The sequence below is a fragment of the Neobacillus sp. GCM10027624 genome, from assembly GCF_042675345.1.
Taxonomy (GTDB): domain Bacteria; phylum Bacillota; class Bacilli; order Bacillales; family Cytobacillaceae; genus Neobacillus; species Neobacillus cucumis_D.
Map to the genome: position 1 here is coordinate 518,232 of NZ_JBHTHD010000002.1, position 23,695 is coordinate 541,926.

The window sequence follows — 23,695 nt, forward strand, 5'->3', positions numbered from 1 at the left end:
GTCATTTTAGCTCCATTTGAAAAAGCTGTAAAGAGGTATATTTTATTAAATAACCTATCATTTGCTCATTTTTCTAATAAAATTCAACATTTTCTTTAAATTACTCATGATTTTGGTATTCATTCAATTTTAATTAAATGTATTCATAGATGAACTGCATAAGGAACAACCTATAATCATGAAAAAAAAAGAGAACGGAGAGATCACATGGAAGCCAGTGTAATGCATTTTGTTCAACGTGAACTATACATGATCACCATGGTTTTTCTTTTTGGATTAATCGCTATTAAACTTTCCGAAAGAATTAAAATTCCTGACGTAGCCCTGTTTATGATTGTAGGGATTTTAATTGGACCATCCGTCTTCAATTTGATTACAGTTCCCAATGACTCTGTTTCCTACCAATTTATCATTGTATTGGGATCGATATTAATTCTGTTTGAAGGAGGCATTGCAATACACTTTTCAGTACTTAAAAAAGTTTGGGTTACGGTTTCTCTTTTATCTATATTAGGAGTGATCATTACGGCTGCCGTTGTGGCTGTTACCGCTTTCTATTTATTAGATATACCCATTCTTTACGCCCTTCTTCTAGCTTCGGTTATTGCATCCACAGATCCGGCCACTTTGATGCCGGTATTTAAACAAATAGCCATTCAAGAGAAGGTGAGACGAACAGTTGAAAGTGAGTCTGCTTTTAACGATGCAACAGGATCTATTTTAACGTTTACCTTACTTGGGGTTATAATGGGACATACAGAATTATCCATTTCTTCGAGCATATGGAGTTTTTTTCGAGAAGCCGGTGGTGGAATATTAGTTGGAGCAGTGATTGGTTTTATCGGTATTCTGTTAACCTCAGAACACCGCTTTGGCTTTTTAAAAAAATACAGCATTGTAGTTAGCTTGCTTGTATCCATAAGCTCTTATTTAGTAGCAGGATTTATTCAAGCCAGCGGCTTTATGGCTACATTCACTGCAGGTCTTATCTCAGGAAACCCACAACTTTTTAGGTTACATATTGCAGAAGAAACCGACTCAACGGTTTTTGCATTTTCCGGTACCTTGACCTTAATTATGAGAACACTTATTTTTATGCTGTTAGGTACCCAGGTAGATTTTCATACTTTAGGCCAGTTTTGGTTACAAGGAATTTTGGTTGTACTCGTCTTTATGTTTATTGCAAGACCTCTAGCAGTCCTCCTATGTACATTGCCTGATCGCAAGGCAAAATGGAAATGGAATGAAATTGTGTTTATGTTCTGGGTTCGTGAAACAGGTGTTATTCCTGCCGCTCTTTCCGGGATGATTGTTGCAGCAAAAGTTGATTATGCAAACCAAATTGCTTCTGTTACTTTTATCGCTATATTAGTCACCATTCTAATTCAAGCAAGTACCACAGGATTTGTAGCCAAAAAGTTAGGAATTACTTTAAAACCTGTATAAAGTATTTAATGATTTTTACTCATTTATTTTTAGTCAATTAAGAAAAATGAATTATTACCTTCAGAGTATTATCATCAATATACAACAATCATTATCCGTATTTTAAATGTTATTGAAACCAAAAAAGGGCAGGACACCATTGGTGAACTCTGCCTTAAATAACTATATAATACTAGTCCAAGCTCCTCTATTTAAATCTTTGCATGCTCAAAGTAAAAAAGGTTTCTACAATTATGGGAACTAATAAGTATGGGAAAAATAAATTTAGTAAATGATTCGAAAATTAGATACAGTTGGTGAAAAAATGAACTATACAGGGAAAAATCATATCATTCTAATAGGATGGAATGATAAATCCAAAATACTTATAAGAGAAATTTTAAAGTTTAATGAAACCATTGATTTTCTCGTCATTAATAATTTAGAAAAAAATCACCTAACAGAAGAAAATCTGTTTTACATATATGGAGATCCCACTGATGAAAAGACGCTTTCCCAAGCAAATCTACCTGAAGCAAAAGGTGTGATTATTTTTGCAAATCAACTAACACAAATAAACTCTGATTCAAAAGGAACATTACTTATCGATGGAAAAACATTATTAATTGCCACTGCGTTAACATTCGTTCAAGAAAAATTGAATACTTCGATTTATGTTATCGCCGAAATAATGAATCAAGATCATATCCGTTTATTCAACAATATAAAGGTAAATAAATTTATTCTTACCGAAGAAATTAATTCCTATGAAGTAATAAATTCATTATTGGATCAATAAAAATTGTATATTTTCCTTGGAATTAATATACATCAATGTTTTTAACCTTGTTACTTTTCACCAATCCTTTATTTATACATCCTAATAATATAAAAAGCCCAAGCATCATTAGACTTGTAAATTGAATAAGTTGAGTAACATTCTTTTAAATGAACGTCGAGTATTTTTAAACTAGGATTTCTTATATACAGTAGTGTTGTTATGAAATTTAAGATTTGTTTATCCTCTTGGAACAAAAACTACATTGAATTCACAATCTTTTACTTGATAAGATAAAAGTGTATTGAGTCACCTTGGGGACACCATATTGACACATAAAGAAAATGGGGCTGCAGTTGCAACCCAACTTAAATCTTGAGTTATATAAGGAATAAATTACACTTTTTGAATTTAACATATTTTAAATAGAAGTTTTTTTATCGTACCCAACACCATTTATTACTTTTTAAGATGATATGGAACAGTTGAAATAATTACATCCTTGTGTCTAAACAACCATAGCCTAAGTAGCAATGCTGTTTGGTTGTGTAGTAAATTGTGCCACCATTTTTTCGGAATAAATTGCGGTATCACAATTTGAATAAGTGTATTTTCATCCTTTTCTTCAATTATTCTTACTAATCGTGATACAGGTTCTAATACTGATCTATATTTACTTTTTAATGTAAGTAAACGACATGGGTTACCCCACTTTTCCCATCTTTCCTCCATTTTTTCAATTGACTTGTCGTCAAATCCTACAAATAATGCTAATAAATTCTCATCACTCACACTCTTTGCAAAAGATAAAGTGTTTTGAACGACTCTGTGCACTCCTGAAACAAGAACAATTGTAACCACTTTTCTAGTTTCAGGTCGAATTGTTTCTAGGTCAATCTTTAACTCATTTGCTATGTCTTGATAATGATGATGAATTGCTAACGAACAAATTATGATAGCTGGTATGACAATAAGAACAATCCAAGCTCCACTCGTAAATTTAGTTACTGCAAAAATTAAAGCAACAATAGTAGTGATGACAGCACCAATAATGTTAATACAAAGTTTTAATTTCCAGCGAGGCCCTTTTACACGTTTCCACCGCTTCACTAAGCCAAATTGAGCAACTGTAAAAGATAAAAATACTCCAATAGCATATAAAGGTATTAATGCATTCGTATGAGCATGAAAGGCGATAATCAGTAAGCTCGCAGTAGCTGCCAACATAATAATCCCATTAGAATAACCTAATCGGTCTCCTCTGTTCGTAAGTCCACGCGGCAAAAAACCATCAGCTGCAACAATAGCAGCTAATTGCGAAAAACCAGTAAACGTAGAATTGGCTGCAAGAATAAGAACAATAAAAGTAAACCAGATAATGATTTGATATAAAATACCGTGTCCGAAATAATACTCCGTTAATTGAGAAAGCATTGTATTATTTGGATCTGGGGATATACCTCTTACATACAAATGGTAGGCAAACCCTAATAAAGTAACAGATGTAACTGTACCTAACGCTATATACGTTTTAATCGCACTTTTTTGTTGTGGCTCTCTGAATACAGGAACTGCATTGGAAATCGTCTCGATTCCAGTTAAAGCAGAGCAAGCTGAACTAAAAGCTTTTAATAGAAGTAAAACAGATAAACCTTTTGGGAATGTTCCAAATGGCGGTGTACTCGACTGGACAAAACCATGTGTAACCTCGTTGAAAAAGCCAGTAAATACTAGCAATAACATACAAGCCATAAACCCTAATGTTGGCCATGCAAAGATTTTTGCTGATTCAGCAACCCCTCGAAGATTCACCATTAATAAGATAAACACACAAAATATAGCAAGAACCGTTTCGTAAGGTACTACAATTGAATAAGCTGAGGATACTGCTTCCAATGCAGCTGATACAGATACAGCTACTGTCAAGATATAATCTACAAGTAACGCACTTGAAGCAATTAAAGCGACCCACTTTTGTTTGAAATTATCCTTTGCAATTGCGTAAGCACCACCACCATTCGGATATGCAAGGATTCCCATGATGTAGGAAACGATTAAAATTGCCAATAAAACAATGGTTGATATAGTTATAGGTACAATAAACCACTTTGCCTGATTTCCTAAACTAATTAGTTCCGTTATGCCAGATTCAGGACCATACGCGACAGATGAATATAAGTCTGCTGAAAGGATTGGCAGGGCTATATACCAAATCAATTTATTATGTGTTGCATTTAATTCCGCAGTTCGCATAGGTCTGCCAATTAATATACGTTTAACACTGTTAAAATTGGAAAAGGCTACCCAAATAGCTATTAGTGCAATAATAGCTAAAGCTAATTCAATAAAATGAGATGGATGTGTCACTTCTTTTTCTCCTTTGGTGGTAACAACTATTTTTTGAGCTAAAATGAAAATTTTAGTTAGTCCCCATATGATAATTGACTTTTGTTAGATTCTTTTAATGTAAATCTATCCAACTTTATTTTGCCCCCTTAAAAAAATACAAACAAAAAAAGACCTAAAAAATGAAAGATCTTTTATTGTGAATAAACACAAAAAAGAAACCCTTCAAAAGGTGGTCTTTGACCTCCTTCGCTTTGGCCTACGAAGTTAGCTGACGGGTAGGATGGCGAAAGAGTTAAACATCCCTTCTACATATTTTGTAGAATTAACCCCAAAAAAATGGGTCCTCCGTTCCCTAATGGGATTAGGCATGATATGTAGTTTTCTATGAAGAAGATATTACTCCCAAGAATGAAAGTTGTAAAGAGCGAATTTATACTTTAATTACATTCCTTTACAATTTCTTTTTCACCAAGGGTTCTTCAACAATCTTTGGAACAAAAAAATTCTATGTATCAATACAGGACTTTTGATTAAACTTTATTTAAAATCCACATCAAACTGTTCCCCATAGTAAGTGAAAAATGCTGTAAAGCAATTTAAAATTTTTAGGATAATAAAATTATGTTCAGTAAATATTATTGTCGTGGAGGTGATTTATTATGGCTAACAATCAACAACCAAACAAAACTCCAGCTGGAACTAACGCCCAACAGGTTAGACAGCAAAATGCTCAATCTGCTCAAGCTGGAGCTGGTCAATTCGGAACAGAATTTGCTAGCGAAACAAATGCACAAGAGGTAAGACGACAAAACCAACAATCCCGGCAAAATAACAACCAAAACTCTTAATTTGTGACTTTATAAAACACCTCTTATCGCCCGGTAGGGGGTGTCTTTTTTATGAACTTTTTTTGAGGTTTGAAGTACAAAATAAAAATCCACTTTGCGTTTCTTGCTAAAGTCTATATCACTTACAAATAAGTCTCTTAAAATTGTCCATCGTAATCCTTTGGGAATTTCATTTCGTTCTCCTTCAATTTTAAAATTCGATTATCGTACATTTTGGGCTGACCAGACTGTTACTTAAACTCTTACACCCGTCAGTTGAACAAGTACCTCAATAATTACACAATATCTTCGTAGTGCGAACTAAGTTAATACATATTACGGATAGAACTTTTGTTATTTAAATTTTTTAAAAAGAGGTCTTAAAATTACAGTTGGAAAAGATGTTCAATGACGCTTTTAAACCAGTATTTCTTTCCCCTTACTAATGGTTACTTTGTTAAGTTATCCCAGAACGGATTTACTCGTATTCCTTCACGCCGTACATAGGAATCAACGACGACATTAACATGAAGCTCAGGAAATCGATTGTTCCAATCCGTTTTTATTTTACTCCAGTACATCGGGTAGGTACGGTGAATAACTTCACCGAAGCCGAACACATCACTTTTTTTCTTCTGAACTGCTTTTATTGAATCTTCTACTTCCTTCTTAATTTCGCTTTCAACTTTTTGATCAATTTTTTTTATCACCTTCGGATTTGCTAAATCGATATCAGTATTCGCTTCACTAACCCATCCCTCGTTTTCAATATGCACATTGATAACAGGTTTTCCATATTTCATCATTGTGGAGACCTTCGTTTTTGATCGAATCGGAGCAATGGATAAGGCATTTTTTTTTCCATTCCAATTTACATTAATTGCTGTGCTTTCAGCCTTGTCTAATATCCAAACAACTCCTCGGGCGTCTTTTTGATCAACCCAACCTTTCAATTTTCCAGTTCTGAAAATGGCCAGACCATCAACCATTGCTATCGTATCAGCCTTCGTTCTTTGGAGAAAGTCACTTTTCCCCACCTCATCTTTATTTCCGATTAACTTAACCCCGTTTGCAACTGGCTGTTTTCCATTTGAAACTAATGAAACAAGGATATCATCGATTGTGATGTGCAAATTTTCCCCCAGCATTTTTTCCGTTACTTTAATTTCTTTTGTGATTTTAGTTACTGGCACCTTGTCAAGATGTGACAGGGTAGAAATCATTTCCTCTGCTGATGAGTTTCTTGCAACCACTAATTCAGTTGTGGTTCGGAATTCCGGATCGCGGTCCAAAGCATCCAATATATCAAGCATATCTGTTCGAGCTACTTCTTCACTGATGACAACTAAATTCGTATGTGCATAATAGAGCCGTCGGGAAATTTGCTTTGTTAAATTTCTGGCACCTTCTGTTAAGGTATTACCAGCACTTTTATATACGACAATCGGTAATCCTTGACCACCACCGGTCTGTCCCGTTGATACATTTCCAGGATTCACGATCTGTACCGAAAGGTGAAACTTTTTATCCTTTCCCCTGTCAATACCCAACGCCATGATAAATGCTAAATCTGTCAGCTCTTTTTGATTCCAGCAAGCACTGACGATTGGAAGGAACATAACCAATAAGAGAACAATCAACAAACACTTTTTCATATTTTTTACCTTTCGTTCCGAATTAGTGGTGAGCCCTGATATAATTTGGTCTTGTCCTTGCTATTTTTAGCTATTTTTTATTTCTTTTTTCATATAAAGTAGATTGTCCAAAAATGACCAAATTATCCCAATATCTTAAGTGTGGTGAAGCTTTTTAAATCAAAAATTAAACAACTATTTTAAACTCCTTCCTAAATTTATAACGGAGTTATGCCTGTTTGAGGTATTAAAATTTAATAATTTTACTTTCACTTTACAAATAGCTTGATTAAATGTTCTTACGCCGCTATTTATATCAAATGCGACGTTAATCATAAATTGCTTGTTCAACTAACCTGCCCCGTTAGCTTAAGTACATTTCTTCACAATCTTCACGACACAATTTAATATGTTATTCCACAATCTGGCCAGTTTGTGGAATATCAATTGTCTGCTCCAGTAGAGTGAATCTGGGTAAAGTATGAATCTTGAAATACAAAAAATGTCAATAAATTGTAACAATTACAATCGCCATAAGGATATGAAGATGTTATAATCGTCCTTGTTAGAAATAACCATACTCCTATTCACTTCAATTGCTTCTAAAGTCACTTATCCATTCACAAAACACGGGAGTATAAATTTATCTTTTAATTGGGGGATTTATTTAATGTGGGTAATTACTGTACATTCAAAAGAACATACTAGAATGTTTGAGTTTGACACAGAAAGAGAAGCAAGAGAAACTTTCGAGAAAATTCAGGGTAACAAAATCCTTTCAGAGGTTATCTATTTCAACGATTCTTACTTAGCAATCGCTGCTGTTTAGGATTCTTACCACGATTTATTAATTTAAAAAATTGAGTAAATTAATGTAACATAATAGTTAATACGTTGTTGTAAAAAGCCCTCGGATTTCTGTTGAATTCGAGGGCTTTACTTTTTGAGTTATGACACCATTAAATCAAAAAAAAACGATTTCCAAGCGGAATCGTCTTCAATAATATTTATTCAACTATAGCACACGTTACTTTAACTGTAATCCTTCACAAAGTTGAGATGTAACGGGTAGTTTAAGAGAAATTGTGAAAAAGTAACAAGCGTTTCTACTCGTTGTAGAAACGCAACTAGGCAAAGCTCTAAATTCTTTATTAATGGTACTGGTACGATGGATAAGGGTATGGGTATGGGTATGGGTATGGGTATGGATAATAGTATGGGTAGCTGCCAATGCCTGGGCCACCAAAACCAAGACCTGGATAATAACCAAGACCTGAGCCTGGTCCACCTAAACCAAGACCTGGAGCAAAACCAACGCCAGAGCCAGGTGCTCCTATACCTGGACCACCAAAACCAAGACCTGGACCAAAACCAGCACCAGAGCCTGGTCCGCCTAAACCAAGACCTGGAGCAAAACCAACACCAGAACCAGGTGCTCCTATACCTGGACCACCAAAACCATGACCATGACCTGGACCATGACCTGGACCATGACCTGGACCATGACCTGGACCAATCCTCTCATATGTTGGACTATAAGCATTATAATTAAGAATCACTTTCATCCTCCTCATTTAATTTACATTAGAGCATATGCATTTTGGGGATAAACTCCTGGGTAATCGTCCAGATTCTTTAAATATTATATGACAAATGCGGATAGGATAATTATTTAAGCTATCCTGCCCCTTTCGTGGAATAAGAAAAGGGCTGCCGAAGCAGAACCCCATACTTCAACATATGCACCCGTTAGCCATCCATGAAGCGCAAAAATCAGCGCTTCACCACAAAGAATGAAAAAGGTATGGAAGGGTCAATACTGATAAAGACCTTAATCCAGTCAACCAATTCATAGACTTATTCATTAAGCTCTACTCTTTTTTTTAACGATTGAGCAGGGTCTTCTTAAGAATTGTCATTTTTCTAATCTTGAGGAAGTTTATTTTCATGGTAGTTAAAGAAGCAGTATCAAATATTAGGCATTATTATTAATAAGGATTTGGTTGTTAATATGATGTTCAATATGTTTAAGATAATCTTTTACGAGCCACTCAAATGTTTTTTGTTGATTATTTCCTATATCACAAAGATTTGATAATCTCTCTTTTGGAATATTCGATATAGTATTTATGATTTGCTTATTTAATGCTAAAAAAAGGTTTAATATCTCATCAAGTGGTCTTTCTTGATAATTCTGAAGTATTACCCATTGGTTTTGATTATATGATTGGATAACAAATGGTTGTTCTTCGTACTGAATCTTTATAAACCTATTAATATTATTTATTGCAGAGTCGCATAGATGTCCTAAAATCTCTTTTTTGGACCATTTATTTGGTAATGGGCGATTTGATATTTCTGTTTCTGACATTGAGTTATATACCTTCGGTAATGTTTGTATCCAGTGGTTTAATCCATTAATTATATCCTCCACACGCCTTCACCCCTTCAATATGTATCTAAAAAACAATATTCGTCTAAAGACATTAATATCCCTTCTTACACTAAACTTTAGTTTAAATAAAAAAAGCATTACCCGTTTGTTGAAGAAGAAATGGTGTCCTAATTCACATAAGGATGCCAATGAAAATAGTAGTAAAAAACTATCAATCAATTCATAGATTTATAAACCGCTTTTCCATCACTTGCATACTATATAGTAGACGAGAAGGAAGCACCTTCGGTCAAATTGACTGACTAAACAATAGTCAGTCCTTTTTTTATTCAACTAACCTGCCCCGTTAGTTCAAGTGAAACATTTCACAAGGTACTTTCCACTAGTCATTTTTTAGGTTTCATAAAATAAGTTGAATGATTGTGGAATAACTCTGACAAAAACTAACATTTACCATTTTGATGAAAAACATTGGCAAAAACATGAAAATATGGAGTTTATGTTGGAGATTCCTCATAACATAAAGTACTATTAAATTAATATTGTTTTTCAAAAATTTATCATGCTGCTACTAAGTGGCTCGTTTGTTAGTAAAAAACCATCATACAGTTTTGTGAAATTTAGAACAGAGGAAGAATTAAGAGTAATTTAAAATTATTATTCCCACAGAAAAATTAGAAGGAGGATATTATGAGCGAAAATATTAAAACTTATGAAGCTGAAGGTATCAAAATATTTTGGAAACCCAATATTTGCAAACATGCAGCTGAATGTGTAAAGGGATTGCCAAGTGTATTCAATACCCAGAATAAACCTTGGGTATCACCACAGAATGCAACAGCTAAAAAAGTCATGGAAGTGATTGATCGTTGTCCAAGCAGAGCACTTACTTATGAGCAAAAATAAACAGAACTAAAATAGTTGGGAGAATAAGGAAATGACGGAAATTAAAATGGGCAAAAATGAATTCTATATTGAGGAATCTAATGAAATTATTGCAAGAATTCAATTTATCCCAAGCGGAAAAGATGTAAATGGAAGAAATTTAATTATTGTAAGCCATACAGTTGTATACGAGGGACATAATGGTCGTGGATTAGGCAAAGAATTAGTAAACAAGATAGCTGAATATGCAAGAGATGAAAACTTATATATTATTCCTGTATGTCCTTACGCAAAAAGTATTCTTGAAAGTAAGGAAGAGTATCAAGGTGTACTAGCAAATTGATGCCATTTTATTATATATGCGTTGAATCTGATCTGCTACACTTAACTGTACAAAAAAATAAGGTCAAGTAGACTTATCACTAAATCAGGGCATACTGCTAATTAGTATAAGAGATCCAGTGAAGAAGCCACGATAACGAGACAACCAATTTTTTAAAATGCCTAGAGATTAAATAAAAACACCGACAATCAAATCGGTGTTTTTATTGATTTATTTATAATTGGACATTAAACAATTGCCTTAACCTTCTGGTGTCTTCGTATTCCATTGCAGCATTCCAAAAACGCATCTTTCCTTCATAGGCGTGCGTATAATAAGAGTTCTCAATAAACTCCTCATTACCTTGTGAAAGATCATACTTCAACTAATCTGCCACGTTAGCACAATAAGAAAATGGGATCGCCGCAGCCATCCCATTCTTTAACTCTTGCCCCCGTAAGCTTAAGTGCAATCGTTCACAAATGCATTTGATTTCGCTTTTTTCAAAATTACCTGTTATTATCGATGGTAAGACTTTTATGGTGTAGGTATAGGAATTACGGGAAACGCAAAATGCCCAATAGCATAAACAGTTAATGTTCCAGGACTATGCTCCATATGGGCTTTCCCGTCAGCTCTCCATATTTGTACCGTATTATCAACTATTGGATTGCTAGCAGTAAAAAGGTTTCCATAACCACTACCGGAATAAATCTGAGCGCCTCCTCTAGTAATGATAAAATCACGGAATGCATTCACTTGTGCTGAGGGAAAATCAGAAGTAGGACCTACATCACTAGTAATTTGTGATGCTATCGCTATATTTGAATTATTTGGTTTAAGACCAATTGCAAAAACGTCAATTGTAGCTGGATCAGAAACAAAATGGTCTTTAGCGCTGGCTTTCCAAGTATCATTACTAAGGGGATACGATTCGTACAAAAAATTTCCTGCAGCAGCTCTAATGGCCACGTTCGTGCACCACCACAGGTGAGGCTATAGCTTGAGTCTATAGTTACTGTACCCCAAGGATTGGGAATTGCTGGATCTGATGTGGTTGTCCACAATCGGACATCCCATTCATTATTGGGATCTTTCAATCCAATAGCATAGGCATGGATTTTATTATAGCTATGGATTTGACTTGCTCTTGCAAACCACCCATTTTTTAAGATCGTCTGTAGGATATGACCCTGTAAGAAGACAACCAGCATCTCCTCCTTCATTTAAAGGTTTTGCAACATATTCCACCCATCCTCCACCACCGATAACTTTATAACCGTCTGGTACTTTAACTTCCACATATGGGGTTTCGTTAATGTGACTATTCGCTGAGAACACTGTAACTATATCTTGCAAAATCCCTCTAGCCATTTTACTTCTCCTTTCTTAGTCTCTTTTGGTTTCTTATACCTTAATAATCTCAATACGGTAAAGTTATATTCTTAGTCTCGGCACAAATAATTGACGAAAGTTAAACAGTTTTGATTCATGAGCCTATTCAACTATCTGCCCCGTTAGCTCAATAAAAAAGGCTGCCACAGCAACCTCCCCTTCTTAATTTCAAGCACCCGTTAGTTAAAGAAGCACCTTCTTATTTGTAGCACAGTTTCTTCATAGGGCGACATATTTCTTGTCGTTTTCTGACAACTTTTGTCGAAACTATTTCTATTTTTAGAAAATCCTCTTATAATTGCTTTCGTGTGATTTTTATAAGTAATTTTTTACTAGGAGTAAGTACCCATTATGAATAAAGAATCATGTGAATCATTACTGTTAAATCAGATTGATATATTAAAAAAGAAAATGATTGACCTTGCTAAAGGTACAGGTATTAATAGCTATGAAACATTGAGATGCAGCCAAGAGTTAGATACCGTACTAAATCTACATATGAAACATTTTTCTAATAAAAATGAATTAAATACTACTTCCTGAATTTGCAAGTTTTAGTCAGGAGTTTCCTGATTTTTTTATTCTTAAAATATTTTATTGTAAGCACTTGTCCTTTTCCTTATTTTCTTATTTACATAAAATAAATTATTAGTTCATACCACAACCTTATTTTTTCACTTTCCTTGAAAGCGTCATTTTGGCGCTTTTTTATTTACTTCACACTATTCATCAATTGGGACGTTAATCATAAATTTCTTGTTCAACTAAACTGCCCGAAAGTGGAACAAGCAAAAAAGGCTGCCGTAGCAACCCAATCTTATTTAACTCTTGCACCCGTTTGTTTAAGTAGAACTTTTCACAAACTAGTTCTTGACCGTAAGCCGAATAAAAAAAGGGATTGTCGCAGTAATCCATCCTGAACTATCGCACTTGGAATATTGTGAAATAAGGCTTTTCCAATAGGAACAAGCCAGAAGGTTAATCAATAAAATGATACTAGCTTAGCCAGTACTTCTTTAAACAAAAGGAGAATGTTCAAGATGGGGACCATAGACGGAAATACTTTTATTCAACGTTTAAATGGACTGAAAAATGAAATTTGGTTTGATGGAGAAAAAATTAAGGGGAATATCTCCGAACATCCTGCCTTTAAAGGAATTGTTGCAGCTAAAGCTTCCCTTTATGATTTGCAAACTCATCCAAGCATAAAAGATGAGATGACTTTCTATTTGCCAGAAAAAGAAGATCCTATTGGACTTTCCTATTTACAGCCTAAAACGAAAGAGGATTTAATAAAAAGAAGAAAAATGATTGAACATTGGGCAAGACACTCTCATGGAATGATGGGAAGAAGTCCTGATTATATGAATACTGTTGTTATGAGCTTTGCATCCTCATCGATCCTTTTAAAAGATAGAGAAAATTGTTTTCCTGCAAATATTCAATGCCTGTATGAAAGAGCAATGGAACACGACCTCTCGTTTACCCATACCTTTATCACGCCACAGGTCAATCGTTCCCAAGTCAATTTAGGATTTTCGAATGAGCCAATTTCCGCTAAGGTTGTCGATCGAAATGAAAAAGGATTAATTATAAAGGGTGCCCGCTTACTTGCAACTCAAGGAGGTTTAACGGATGAGGTTTTAGTCTTTTCTGCTCCGAGGGTGTTTTTTGATCCAAGCGAGGCGTTCGCATTTTCCATTCCTTCCAATACAAAAGGATTAAAATTTATTTGCAGGGAATCTTATGTCGGGGGAGAATCTTCTTTTAACCATCCCTTAAGTTCAAGATATGAAGAAATGGATTCAATCGTTATCTTTGACAATGTTTTAGTGCCATGGGATCGGGTATTTTATTACGACAATGTTGATGCAGCTACTGACTTCCTACTTCAAAGTTCTTTTTACCCATTCGCCTACCATCAAGTCGTAACCAGACAAATTGTAAAAACAGAATTTATTCTTGGAGTGGCACAACTCCTTGTCGAAACAATTAATGTAGGTGAGTATCAGCATGTTCAAGAAAAACTTTGTGAAATCATCATTGGACTTGAAACCATGAAAGCACTAGTGGAGAAGTCGGAAAATGATGCAGAATTGGATGAATCGGGATTTATGCGTCCGAGTATCATCCCATTACAAGTAGCGAGTAACATTTTTCCGAAAATTTATCCCCGATTCACAGAAATTATCCAATTGATTGGAGCCAGTGGAATGGTTTCATTGCCAACCGAAAAAGCCTTTGATTCTGAAATTAGAGTTGAACTGGATCAATATCTTCAAGCAGCTGGTATGAATGCCGAGGATCGAGTTAAACTATTCCGATTAGCATGGGATCTGACGATGAGTTCATTTGGTACAAGGCAAACCCAATACGAAAGATATTTTTTTGGTGATCCCGTTCGATTATCCAGTATTTTAAACCGAAATTATCTAAAAAATAAACATGTTGGAGAAATAAGCAAATTTTTAAATCTAAAAAGTTAAAAATCTCTGCACCCAATTTTTTATTATTCAGTAACCTCCAGCCATAAATCCATAAACCTTCACTATTCCCCAGAAGAAACAAGCGTTTTTACTTATTGTTTAAACGCCTGTTTTATATAAACTTACTATTAGATTTGAACTCTTATATCAACAATTTTTAATAATGGTAATGATGATGGTGGTGATATGGGTACGGATAGCCATATCCAATGCCAGGTCCGCCAAAACCAAGTCCTGGATAATAACCAAACCCTGAGCCTGGTCCACCTAAACCCAGCCCTGGTGAAAATCCAAACCCTGAGCCTGGTCCGCCTAAGCCAATACCAGGATAAAAACCAGTTCCAATGCCAGGTCCACCAAAGCCAAGTCCTGGTCCAAACCCTAACCCTGAGCCTGGTCCACCTAAACCTAGCCCTGGTGAAAAACCAAATCCTGAGCCTGGTCCACCTAAACCAATTCTTTCATCAATCGGAAAATGAGAAATATAATTTATATTATTATAAGGAATCACTTTTATCCTCCTCATTTCGTTTTCCTTAGAGCATATGCGTTTTTGGGATAAATTCTTGGGTATTCGTCCTGAATCCTCAAATTTTATATGACATATGCGGATTGAGGACCGATTTATGTTTGGTGCAAATTTCCAGATGAGGACGATCTTTTGTTGATATAATAAATTTGGTCGGGGGATTGATGCTCTCGGCTTTTTTTCTTAGTTAGCTTATGGACAAGTGCTAGACGCGTACTTAAACTATCCTGCCCTGTTAGCTCAATAAGAAAATAGAGCTGCAGGTCCATTCATCGATCTACAACTCTTGGAACCGTTAGCTCCTTAATGCTCTACTGACTTTCCTTGCAAAATCTAATGGATTGTCAACAGCTTCGATATTAACGTAAATCAAATTCGGAGTATCAAAAAACCACTCATTGTGTATGGAAGAAACTATTATTCCTTGTTTAAGAATGGAAGCAACAAAAAACTCGACTTCTCTTTGCAAGAGTGCTACCCTACCTAGGCACAATGCTCGTCCAGTCAGATTATCTCTTGATTCAAATGAGAAAGAAGAGGTTACTCTAAAAGGTTTTCCTAAAATTATTGCCTGGACTTCATTTCGATTTATGGTTGCCACGCATTTTCCGCCCGCAAAACCCTCTTGTCCACCAATAATTCTAGCAAACTCTTGACAAATTAATTCATCATTAGACACAGCTATTCATCTCCTTACCTAGTATTACTAGGATTTGAATAAATGAATAGTTCCGAAACGGATAGGTATCTATTTTGTAATAAAAAATTACGGTGTAAGGCTCAATTCATTATGAAGAGCCCATTTCTTTTTACAGAAATGCGCCCGATTAAGGAAGATCAATAAATTCATTTTTTAAAAACTTCCCCTATTAAATTTCAATAAGTATAGGAACTATCATTGGCTTTTTCTTAGTATGTGAATATACATATTGTCGTATTGACTTTTTTATTTGTTTTTTCATTACATTCCATTGGTTTCTATTTGCTTCTTGTAGCCCGTTAACAGTTTTTGTAGTAAGTTGACTAACGTCTCTTCGTAGCTCCGTGAAATCTCTATCTACAAATCCACGAGAAAAGGTATCGGGTTCAGAAATCAGTTTTCCTTCCGCTTTGCTCATAGTTAAAACAATCATGAGCATTCCATCTTCTGAAAGCTGTTTGCGGTCTCGTAACACAATTTCCCCAACATTACCGACATCTCCCCCGTCTACGTAAGTATTTCCAACCGGTATTTTCCGAGTGTGACGGGCAATGGTATGTTCAATATCGACGACATCGCCATTACTGATGATAAACGTGTTTCCTTGCTCTACTCCAACGGATTCAGCTAACAAACGGTGATGGTGCAGCATTCTAAATTCACCGTGAATGGGAATAAAATATTTTGGTTTCATTAATGTTAGCATTAGTTTTAAATCTTCTTGATAACCATGGCCAGAAACATGCATTCCAGATGTACTTCCTGATCCATAAATTACGTTGGCTCCAAGTGCAAAAAAGTTGTCGACGATACTTGTTACATTTCGTTCATTCCCGGGTATTGGACCTGCTGCAATGATAACCGTATCTTTAGGTAAAATGTCAACACCGCGAAAGTTTCCAGTGGACAGGCGGGCAAGTGCAGCCAATGGTTCTCCTTGACTCCCCGTGCATAAAATGGCCACCTTTTCAGGAGCCATTTCATTGATTTCATGTGGGTCAATTAACATTCCACCAGGAACTGTTAAATAACCACGTTCCATAGCAACCGCTATGACCTTAACCATACTTCGTCCAAGTAACACAAGTTTTCGATTTGTTTTTTGCGCTGCATTCACGACTTGCTGAACGCGACTAATATTTGAAGCAAAGGTAGAAAAAATAACTTTGCGTTCGGCTTTCATGAAAGTTGCTTCTACCTGTTCACCTACCATTTGTTCCGACGGAGTCAAACCAGGACGTTCTGCATTGGTACTCTCAGACAATAGAAGCAAGACCCCAACTTTACCGATTTCAGCCATTTTATGAATATCCGAATGCTCATTATTCGCAGGGGTTAAATCAAACTTAAAGTCCCCCGTATGTACAATATTCCCCTCTGGTGTATGAAAGACCATTCCCAAGCAATCAGGAATACTATGGGTCACTTTGAAAAAGCTTACACTCATTTCTCCGAATTTCAAGTTTGAATTTGAGTTGATTTCAACAAGTTCGCTTTCTCTTAGTAGTTTATGTTCTTTTAATTTGATTTCAATTAATCCTAATGTGAAGCGTGTGGCATAAACGGGTACATTCAATTTTTTTAAGAAGAACGGGATCCCCCCGATATGATCTTCATGTCCATGTGTGACAATTAAAGCCCTAACTTTATCTTTATTTTCTACTAAGAAAGCTATATCAGGAATAATCAAATCAATTCCTAATAAACTTTCATCTGGAAACTTATTGCCACAGTCGATAATCACGATATCGTTTGAATATTCGATTGCATACATATTTTTTCCGATTTCATTCAAGCCGCCTAAGGCGAAGATAGATAATGCATTCTCTTTCGTACTCAAATTTATATCCTCCCACTTTAAATATAATCTTAGTATGCCCTTTGGGTTTCCCTTTATCAGTGGGTAGAATGCTCGAGTTTTAAAAAAAAAGGGGACTCTAAACTTGTCTTTTCCTAAAAATACTGACTACAACATTGATAACTTGGGTAATTTAGCTTGGACTTTCTTCTTGCTTGTCCTCCGTTTTACTCGAAATTCCCCTTGTTTACTCCTAGCGCAAAAGTGGTAAATCCAAGGAAATCAAAAGTTGCGGTGTAATCGTACACAAAACACAAAGTCCATTACCAGCCCTTACGATTACACAAAGAAGTAATATGTGCAAGATGATGTCGCCCGTGCCAAGCGTAGATTCCTATATTTTTACCTACTGAAACTTCACCCGATTCTGGGTGGATAAATGTCTTTTCCATATCAGCTGGACTTAGACTACGTAAAAGGTTTTTCCATCGATGGTGCAATGCTTCGAGCAGAGATAGTGAAATATCAATTGGTAATTTATAATCAGAAAGCTCCGCCCATTTAGTTTCGTCGTAGGGCCTAATTACAGGCTTTTCTTCTGTAAGGGCCAATTTAAAGCGACAATAGGCATTCATATGACTATCCGCAAGGTGATGTATTACCTGTCGAACAGTCCACCCTCCTGAACGATAAGGTGTATCAAGCTGTTCATTATCTAAGTCTTTTACAGCATCTCGTAATAATCTTGGTAAACTTTCAATCTCATTTATCCAATCCTTTGTAATGTTGTTAGTAATTTCACCATTAAATTGAAATTTTCCAATTGGATATTTCATATCCATCTACTCTTCCTCCTATAAAGTCCCTTGTAATTTTTTTGGCTAACTAAATGAAATGTCTAAAAATATGTAATTCTACATCATTTCCTTTAAATCCTTTTCACCTACACTGTTCGTTAATCTAATATCCGCTGTGAAATTTGAGTTTAATGCAAGAGCTTAGTAGGAAGTATTTTTATAAAGGGATACAAAAAAGCAATGCGAAAAAAATGCATTGCTTTTCTTGAATAAGCCAGAAACTTTATATTGGAAAAAGTGAGTTATAAATGAGCTGCTATTCTAGTTAGCCTGCTTGCTGAAATCTCTCTGAGCTCCCCTATAACTTCCAATAAGATTTTGATAACCAGGAAGATGATTAGAAATTAAAGCCCCAAAACCTTCAACATCATTACGCCAATCACGTTGTAATTCGCACGCTATGCTAAACCAGTTCAGAAGCTGTACCCCACCATGGGCCATACGTGTTAATGCCGCATCCGCTACTTGTTTACTAAATGTTCCAGAAGCATCAGTTGCAACAAATACTTCATAACCAGCGTTCACAGCGGAAAGTGCAGGAAATGCAACACAAACATCTGTTACTACTCCCGCAATAATCAGTTGTTTTTTTCCAGTTTCTTCGATTGCTTTGACAAAATCTTCATTATCCCATGCGTTAATTTGTCCAGGACGAGCTATTTTTGGCGCATGAGGAAAAAGTTCAACCAATTCTTGCATGAGTGGCCCATTCGGCCCGTTTTCAAAACTTGTTGTTAAAATAACTGGTAAATCAAAAAACTTAGCAGTGTTAGCAAGAGCCATAACATTGTTCTTGAATTCATCAACACCATAGTCACGCACAAGACCGGAGATAAGGCCGGTCTGATGATCAACTAAAAGAACAGCAGCTTCATCTTTATTAAGGCGAGAATAGAAATCAGACATTTTATTGTCCTCCCTTTAATTAAGGTATAAGTAATCGAAGAAGATTCATAGATTGGAAAATAGATTTAAACTCCTTCGTTTGACCCAATATTATTGAGCGGATGATTGGAATTCGTTTTCTAAAAAATCATAATGCGTTTGTAGTACTTTAATAAAAATGATTGAAAAAGCTAGGACTTTTTCAATTAATCTAGAGCTGGAATGTGATCGATCCAATGAATAAATTGGTTTAAATATTTTTGAAGATAACGTTTTGTTTGTTCGTCTGTAAGGACTTTCTGATCAGGATCAATCTTTTTATGTACTTGGGAAATCAACACTTTTTGAAATGGAAGAACATGAACCTGCATGGCCTCTAGTACTTGTTTGATTTGCAATTGAGCAAAGGCAGTACCTAATCCCCCAGGAGTTGCACCAATTAAACCAACCGGTTTTCTGATAAGAACAGCGGATTCCCGAGGTCTTGAGGCCCAGTCCAATGCATTCTTTAATACGCCTGGAATCCCAGAATTGTACTCTGGACTTACAATAATGATACCGTCAACGTCCTGGATCGCAGATTTAAATGATGTCACTGTTTCTGGAACACTTATTTCTAGGTCTTCGTTGAACAAAGGCAGATCATTAATCTCGATCCAACGAAATAGATTAGAATCATCCAGCTCTGCTAAGGTTTGAGCAATGATTCGATTATAAGAGTTTTTACGTAAACTACCACATATAAGGCCGATGGTCTTGGTCATACATTTCCTCCTCGTTTAAAATCACTTTCATATTACCATAATATCCCAAAACAGAAGAAGTGACGTTATACCTAATTTTGTCAGATTATTAACTTAATGAAGTATTGATTACAAAAAATCTAGGATGTAAGATTTCTCTTTATTTTTCTTATTAATCGGCACATATTTTCCAATCTATGGAAAATGTTCTGTGATAATTTTATTTCCTCTTCCAATTACCATATATTCCTATCATACTAGTAACTATAAAGAATTGGAGGGAGTGCAGAAATGGAAGAAAAGAAAGTGACGTGGTTGGAACTTTTTTATGATTTGTTATTTGCGGCGGCGGTTGCGGCTGCGACGCATGTATTACTTCATGTTGAAGATGGTCATATCCATGCAGAGTATTTAGTAAAGTTTATATTAATTTTTATCCCTATCTGGTGGGCTTGGGTAGGGCAAACCATATTTATTAACCGGTTTGGAAAAGATTTATTTCATCAACGTATCTTTTTAATTCTGCAAATGTTTTTTGTACTCATTATGACATCAAGTTTATCAGCTGATTTTGATCCTTATTATCTTTCTTTTTTAATTGGATATATTGGCTTAAGAGCAGTGACTGCGATCCAGTATCTTATTGTCCAACGTGTAGAAACGGGAGTTCGAAAACAAGCAGCCCTCTTTTTGGGAAAATATTTTTGGATTGGAATCGTCATTTCATTATTGTCCGTCTTTTTTGATTCTTGGGTTCGATATGCTGTGTTGTATACGGGAATCCTTATTGATATCTTTGTCCCGGTGCTTGGACGAAAATGCTTAGTAAAGGTTCCCACAAATACGGCTCACTTATTAGAGCGATTTGGTTTATTTACCATTATTCTTTTTGGGGAAGCTCTTATTAGTACACTTGCGGTCATTCAGCCTACACAAGGAAACTGGGATTCAATAGGCTTTGCGATCATTTCATTTATCCTGATTATATCGATGTGGTGGCAATATTTCGATAACTTGGAGAAGAAACTCGACAAGTCTTTACAAACATCCGGACAAATCATTATTTATGGTCATCTGTTTATTTTAATGTCTTTGAGCATGATTGCAGCATCTATCAGACTATTGTTTTTACGTGAGGTCCATTACCTATTTATCCTAATTTTTGTTTTTGGAGCTGTATTGCTCTATTTCCTGTCAACTACCTTTGTTTTCCATCAATATAGACATGTGCACCACCGATTGAAAATTTATCATTTAGGGTTATTTTTAGGAATTTTAGCCGTCTTTTTTATTATTAATTTGATTATTGTTGTACCAAATATTTTGATAATAGCAGAATTAACCTTGTTTTTTATTATCTTTACTAAACTAACAATTTCTAATTAAAAGCAACTCAATGCCTACGCTAGTATTGACATTAGACGGTTTCAATCAGGTACGTTATTTTATAAGGATAAAATCAATAAGCGTGGTAATAGTCACTTGCGTAAAATACTTTATTTTACTATTCAAAATATGATCCGACAGCGACGTTTTGGGAAAAATCATATCGTGGATTATTATGACAAATTAAAAACGCAACCTCATAAAGTTGCGTCTATTGCCTGTGTAAATAAGTTACTGAAGTGCCTCTTCTACCTTATTACACACGACCTTCATTACAATTACCAGTTGGCAGCTAGTAAGTAATGTTAACAATATAATATCATACATCTTACCTAGCTAAAAAATGGTAAAAGCTAGGCTTATTAAGTATACTCAAAAATCCCCGTGCCAGGGCATAAATAATCCTTAAATCCTCCCCAAAATACTTGACTAATCGTAAGAAAGACTGCCGCAGTAGCCCAATCTTATTTAACTCTTGCACCCCTTAGTTAAAGTTCTTCAAGATATTTCTTTGCAACTAATGTTGTAGCCAACGGCAAACTGTTTTGTTCCTAGACACTTTCTTATTCCTCAAACCTGCCCCGGTAGTGGAACAAAGAAAAGAGTCGCAGCTATAAACTCTTGGTTCAGTTCAAGCATCCATTAGCTTAAGCAAAATTGCTCACAAAAAAAGATATAAAAAAAACACTAAAATAGTGCTTTAATTTGCAGGCTTATTGTGCCCTCTGTCTCCGTATGGTTGTAATTTCTCCAACCACTGCTTTACCATTTGCTTAAGCTGCCAGCGTCTGTCTGTACCTTCTTCAACTTCCTTCTTCTTTAGTACTTCGTAGACGAATGCATCTCCCCCTAATTGACTCCAATCTTTTTGCAACTGAGCATTTGCGAATCTCCCCATTTCAAGTTGCATTTTCAGTGTTAACCACTTGTTTTTTAAGTTAGGACAGCTATCAACATAAATTTTTCCATTAACCTTGTTTTTAATTTGATATATGCCCATATAGGTCTTAATTTGATTAAACTCCTCTTTTAATTCCTTACGCCTGCTCTTATCCACCGTTCTCTCTCCTTTCAGGGGCTACTAATATGTTAATTTTTGTCAAAAGAATAGCTTGGCGTTTATTCGCCAAGCTAACTGTTTCTATTTACAAAGAGATCCTTTTTTAAAAAGCTCGTTGAATAAACCATACCATTCCAAATGCTAATATGGCCACTGAGGTACCAGGGATGACCCATTTAATTGGTTTTAGGGTTAATTTCTTAATCCACAAAATGAGCGGAAATACTACAGAAACGATTAATAATTGACCGATTTCAATCCCGATATTAAAAGATACAAGTGAAGTAACCATGTGGTTCGTATCTAATCTCATTTCTGAAAGAATTCCTGCAAATCCGAATCCATGGATTAACCCAAAAGCAAAGGCAAGCCACGGCTGGTGTTTTGAGTCCTGATTAAAAATATTCATAAGTGCTACATAAATAATACTTAAAGCAATAGCAGATTCTACAAATCTGGTTGGGAGGTGAACAATATCGAAAGTTGCCAAAGCCAAAGTAATACTGTGTGCAATTGTAAAGGCTGTAACTAAGGAAAGAATATGCCGAATCGTTTTTGCTCCAAAAAGCAAACTGATGACAAATAGAATATGGTCATAACCTGTAAAAATATGTTTTAAGCCAAGCATCAAAAACTGTGTGGCATTCTGCAAGAAACTTATTTTACCAATCTCAAATTCCCTTGATTCGAATGTCAAAATCTTTTCTTGTTGTTTCCCGTCCATTTTTACTGTTGCAAAATTTGCATGACTTGGGTCGGAATCATCCATAAACATATTATATTCCACTACTAGTTTTTCTGGTTTATGGTTTGTTTTATATGCTAAGTTTATAACGGCAAACGGACGCTCCTTGATCATCTCTATATCCGTTTCTAATACGCTACCCTCAACCAATTCGCTGTCTGCATAAAGCTTGATATGGGAATTGATATAATGCTGTAATACCTTATGGTCAATTAACTCCTTTTGATCCGTAGCCTTATTAAGGGAATGTCCCAACTCCTCCAAATCAAGCTTTAATTCATAATCCAATGAATTGTTTTTAACTTCAATGGTAGAAAAACCTTCACTGTTGTTGGTATGAGCAAATGCTGGGGAAGGAAGGAAAGAACTAAATGAAAGTAATAGGAGAAAAATAAAGCACCATAACTTTTTCATTATGTACACGTCCATTTCTTTTGTTTTCTTTCAAATATGTCTTAACATAAGATAATTTAAAGACGAGGAGTTTTTAAAACCC

At 35.4% G+C, this 23,695-nt stretch carries 23 protein-coding genes, 1 pseudogene and 1 riboswitch; of the genes and pseudogenes, 10 read left to right on the plus strand and 14 right to left on the minus strand.

All coding sequences use genetic code 11. From position 1 onward, the window contains the following. Positions 1 to 207 precede the first annotated feature (207 nt). Together ACFQZ9_RS02485 and ACFQZ9_RS02490 are read left to right on the plus strand one after the other, a co-directional pair. Positions 208 to 1,446 (plus strand): cation:proton antiporter, encoded by a 1,239-nt coding sequence (locus ACFQZ9_RS02485; RefSeq protein WP_498942170.1) that lies wholly within the window; start codon positions 208 to 210, stop codon positions 1,444 to 1,446. Between the two features lie 271 nt (positions 1,447 to 1,717). Then, positions 1,718 to 2,224: a potassium channel family protein gene (locus ACFQZ9_RS02490; RefSeq protein ID WP_498942171.1), complete on the plus strand. Its 507-nt coding sequence runs from the start codon at positions 1,718 to 1,720 to the stop codon at positions 2,222 to 2,224. Between the two features lie 438 nt (positions 2,225 to 2,662). Here ACFQZ9_RS02490 and kimA read toward each other — a convergent pair whose 3' ends face one another. After that, entirely contained in the window at positions 2,663 to 4,570 is a 1,908-nt protein-coding gene (gene kimA / locus ACFQZ9_RS02495; RefSeq protein WP_498942172.1) for an APC family permease, read from the minus strand. A 220-nt stretch (positions 4,571 to 4,790) separates the two neighbouring features. Then, positions 4,791 to 4,930: riboswitch (cyclic di-AMP (ydaO/yuaA leader) on the minus strand. Positions 4,931 to 5,211: 281 nt separating this feature from the next. Here kimA and ACFQZ9_RS02500 point away from each other — a divergent pair. Then, positions 5,212 to 5,400, plus strand: a complete 189-nt coding sequence (locus ACFQZ9_RS02500) for a gamma-type small acid-soluble spore protein (RefSeq protein ID WP_498942173.1) — start codon at positions 5,212 to 5,214, stop codon at positions 5,398 to 5,400. A gap of 428 nt (positions 5,401 to 5,828) precedes the next feature. On the opposite strand, the gene ACFQZ9_RS02505 is transcribed toward ACFQZ9_RS02500, so the two are convergent. Further along, a complete protein-coding gene (locus ACFQZ9_RS02505; RefSeq protein WP_498942174.1) occupies positions 5,829 to 7,034 on the minus strand; it encodes a Ger(x)C family spore germination protein in 1,206 nt (401 codons plus the stop codon). 649 nt (positions 7,035 to 7,683) lie between these two features. Between ACFQZ9_RS02505 and ACFQZ9_RS02510 the strand changes: the two genes are divergently transcribed. Continuing rightward, positions 7,684 to 7,842 (plus strand): hypothetical protein, encoded by a 159-nt coding sequence (locus ACFQZ9_RS02510; RefSeq protein ID WP_429742756.1) that lies wholly within the window; start codon positions 7,684 to 7,686, stop codon positions 7,840 to 7,842. 322 nt (positions 7,843 to 8,164) lie between these two features. On the opposite strand, the gene ACFQZ9_RS02515 is transcribed toward ACFQZ9_RS02510, so the two are convergent. Then, positions 8,165 to 8,572 (minus strand): hypothetical protein, encoded by a 408-nt coding sequence (locus ACFQZ9_RS02515; protein WP_498942175.1) that lies wholly within the window; start codon positions 8,570 to 8,572, stop codon positions 8,165 to 8,167. Positions 8,573 to 8,988: 416 nt separating this feature from the next. After that, positions 8,989 to 9,447, minus strand: a complete 459-nt coding sequence (locus ACFQZ9_RS02520) for a DinB family protein (protein WP_498942176.1) — start codon at positions 9,445 to 9,447, stop codon at positions 8,989 to 8,991. A gap of 651 nt (positions 9,448 to 10,098) precedes the next feature. On the opposite strand from ACFQZ9_RS02520, the gene ACFQZ9_RS02525 reads away from it, so the two are divergent. Further along, positions 10,099 to 10,314, plus strand: coding sequence for a (4Fe-4S)-binding protein (locus ACFQZ9_RS02525; protein ID WP_498942177.1), 216 nt, complete (start codon positions 10,099 to 10,101; stop codon positions 10,312 to 10,314). Positions 10,315 to 10,345: 31 nt separating this feature from the next. After that, complete coding sequence (locus tag ACFQZ9_RS02530; RefSeq protein WP_498942178.1) at positions 10,346 to 10,636, plus strand: GNAT family N-acetyltransferase; 291 nt, start codon at positions 10,346 to 10,348, stop codon at positions 10,634 to 10,636. Between the two features lie 516 nt (positions 10,637 to 11,152). Here ACFQZ9_RS02530 and ACFQZ9_RS02535 read toward each other — a convergent pair. Both ACFQZ9_RS02535 and ACFQZ9_RS02540 read right to left on the minus strand, forming a co-directional pair. Next, positions 11,153 to 11,587, minus strand: coding sequence for a hypothetical protein (locus ACFQZ9_RS02535; protein ID WP_498942179.1), 435 nt, complete (start codon positions 11,585 to 11,587; stop codon positions 11,153 to 11,155). A 159-nt stretch (positions 11,588 to 11,746) separates the two neighbouring features. Then, positions 11,747 to 11,989 carry a hypothetical protein gene (locus ACFQZ9_RS02540; RefSeq protein WP_498942180.1) on the minus strand — a complete coding sequence of 81 codons (243 nt, stop codon included), beginning with the start codon at positions 11,987 to 11,989 and terminating at the stop codon, positions 11,747 to 11,749. Positions 11,990 to 12,361: 372 nt separating this feature from the next. On the opposite strand from ACFQZ9_RS02540, the gene ACFQZ9_RS02545 reads away from it, so the two are divergent. Further along, entirely contained in the window at positions 12,362 to 12,553 is a 192-nt protein-coding gene (locus ACFQZ9_RS02545) for a Spo0E family sporulation regulatory protein-aspartic acid phosphatase (protein WP_498942181.1), read from the plus strand. A gap of 497 nt (positions 12,554 to 13,050) precedes the next feature. Then, the gene (gene hpaB / locus ACFQZ9_RS02550) at positions 13,051 to 14,496 is read left to right on the plus strand and encodes a 4-hydroxyphenylacetate 3-monooxygenase, oxygenase component (RefSeq protein ID WP_498942182.1); all 1,446 of its coding nucleotides are present in this window, start codon (positions 13,051 to 13,053) and stop codon (positions 14,494 to 14,496) included. A gap of 157 nt (positions 14,497 to 14,653) precedes the next feature. On the opposite strand, the gene ACFQZ9_RS02555 is transcribed toward hpaB, so the two are convergent. The 6 genes from ACFQZ9_RS02555 to ACFQZ9_RS02580 form a co-directional block, all read right to left on the minus strand. Continuing rightward, positions 14,654 to 15,007, minus strand: coding sequence for a hypothetical protein (locus ACFQZ9_RS02555; RefSeq protein ID WP_498942183.1), 354 nt, complete (start codon positions 15,005 to 15,007; stop codon positions 14,654 to 14,656). A gap of 313 nt (positions 15,008 to 15,320) precedes the next feature. Next, the gene (locus tag ACFQZ9_RS02560; protein WP_498942184.1) at positions 15,321 to 15,704 is read right to left on the minus strand and encodes a DUF1259 domain-containing protein; all 384 of its coding nucleotides are present in this window, start codon (positions 15,702 to 15,704) and stop codon (positions 15,321 to 15,323) included. 190 nt (positions 15,705 to 15,894) lie between these two features. Beyond that, positions 15,895 to 17,565, minus strand: coding sequence for a ribonuclease J (locus tag ACFQZ9_RS02565; protein ID WP_498942185.1), 1,671 nt, complete (start codon positions 17,563 to 17,565; stop codon positions 15,895 to 15,897). Positions 17,566 to 17,846: 281 nt separating this feature from the next. Then, positions 17,847 to 18,365 carry a metal-dependent hydrolase gene (locus ACFQZ9_RS02570; protein WP_498942186.1) on the minus strand — a complete coding sequence of 173 codons (519 nt, stop codon included), beginning with the start codon at positions 18,363 to 18,365 and terminating at the stop codon, positions 17,847 to 17,849. Positions 18,366 to 18,641: 276 nt separating this feature from the next. After that, positions 18,642 to 19,286 (minus strand): hydrolase, encoded by a 645-nt coding sequence (ycaC, locus tag ACFQZ9_RS02575; protein ID WP_498942187.1) that lies wholly within the window; start codon positions 19,284 to 19,286, stop codon positions 18,642 to 18,644. A gap of 185 nt (positions 19,287 to 19,471) precedes the next feature. Next, on the minus strand, positions 19,472 to 20,029 hold the full coding sequence (locus tag ACFQZ9_RS02580) for an NADPH-dependent FMN reductase (protein WP_498942188.1): 558 nt from the start codon (positions 20,027 to 20,029) through the stop codon (positions 19,472 to 19,474). 270 nt (positions 20,030 to 20,299) lie between these two features. Between ACFQZ9_RS02580 and ACFQZ9_RS02585 the strand changes: the two genes are divergently transcribed. Both ACFQZ9_RS02585 and ACFQZ9_RS02590 read left to right on the plus strand, forming a co-directional pair. Beyond that, positions 20,300 to 21,394: a low temperature requirement protein A gene (locus ACFQZ9_RS02585; RefSeq protein ID WP_498942189.1), complete on the plus strand. Its 1,095-nt coding sequence runs from the start codon at positions 20,300 to 20,302 to the stop codon at positions 21,392 to 21,394. After that, a pseudogene (locus ACFQZ9_RS02590) lies at positions 21,395 to 21,697 on the plus strand (transposase); the annotation flags it as partial. A 397-nt stretch (positions 21,698 to 22,094) separates the two neighbouring features. Here the strand turns inward: ACFQZ9_RS02590 and ACFQZ9_RS02595 are convergent. Together ACFQZ9_RS02595 and ACFQZ9_RS02600 are read right to left on the minus strand one after the other, a co-directional pair. Further along, positions 22,095 to 22,451, minus strand: coding sequence for a GIY-YIG nuclease family protein (locus ACFQZ9_RS02595; protein WP_498942190.1), 357 nt, complete (start codon positions 22,449 to 22,451; stop codon positions 22,095 to 22,097). Between the two features lie 106 nt (positions 22,452 to 22,557). Continuing rightward, positions 22,558 to 23,613 (minus strand): HupE/UreJ family protein, encoded by a 1,056-nt coding sequence (locus tag ACFQZ9_RS02600; RefSeq protein WP_498942191.1) that lies wholly within the window; start codon positions 23,611 to 23,613, stop codon positions 22,558 to 22,560. Between the last annotated feature and the right edge of the window lie 82 nt (positions 23,614 to 23,695).

Bases quoted from the DNA above. Each gene is read 5' to 3' on its own strand.
- ACFQZ9_RS02485 (WP_498942170.1), top strand. From the start codon at position 208: ATGGAAGCCAGTGTAATGCATTTTGTTCAACGTGAACTATACATGATC.
- ACFQZ9_RS02490 (WP_498942171.1), top strand. From the start codon at position 1,718: ATGATTCGAAAATTAGATACAGTTGGTGAAAAAATGAACTATACAGGG.
- ACFQZ9_RS02500 (WP_498942173.1), top strand. From the start codon at position 5,212: ATGGCTAACAATCAACAACCAAACAAAACTCCAGCTGGAACTAACGCC.
- ACFQZ9_RS02505 (WP_498942174.1), bottom strand. From the start codon at position 7,034: ATGAAAAAGTGTTTGTTGATTGTTCTCTTATTGGTTATGTTCCTTCCA.
- ACFQZ9_RS02510 (WP_429742756.1), top strand. From the start codon at position 7,684: ATGTGGGTAATTACTGTACATTCAAAAGAACATACTAGAATGTTTGAG.
- ACFQZ9_RS02525 (WP_498942177.1), top strand. From the start codon at position 10,099: ATGAGCGAAAATATTAAAACTTATGAAGCTGAAGGTATCAAAATATTT.
- ACFQZ9_RS02530 (WP_498942178.1), top strand. From the start codon at position 10,346: ATGACGGAAATTAAAATGGGCAAAAATGAATTCTATATTGAGGAATCT.
- ACFQZ9_RS02540 (WP_498942180.1), bottom strand. From the start codon at position 11,989: ATGGCTAGAGGGATTTTGCAAGATATAGTTACAGTGTTCTCAGCGAAT.
- ACFQZ9_RS02545 (WP_498942181.1), top strand. From the start codon at position 12,362: ATGAATAAAGAATCATGTGAATCATTACTGTTAAATCAGATTGATATA.
- hpaB (WP_498942182.1), top strand. From the start codon at position 13,051: ATGGGGACCATAGACGGAAATACTTTTATTCAACGTTTAAATGGACTG.
- ACFQZ9_RS02570 (WP_498942186.1), bottom strand. From the start codon at position 18,365: ATGGATATGAAATATCCAATTGGAAAATTTCAATTTAATGGTGAAATT.
- ycaC (WP_498942187.1), bottom strand. From the start codon at position 19,286: ATGTCTGATTTCTATTCTCGCCTTAATAAAGATGAAGCTGCTGTTCTT.
- ACFQZ9_RS02580 (WP_498942188.1), bottom strand. From the start codon at position 20,029: ATGACCAAGACCATCGGCCTTATATGTGGTAGTTTACGTAAAAACTCT.
- ACFQZ9_RS02585 (WP_498942189.1), top strand. From the start codon at position 20,300: ATGGAAGAAAAGAAAGTGACGTGGTTGGAACTTTTTTATGATTTGTTA.
- ACFQZ9_RS02600 (WP_498942191.1), bottom strand. From the start codon at position 23,613: ATGAAAAAGTTATGGTGCTTTATTTTTCTCCTATTACTTTCATTTAGT.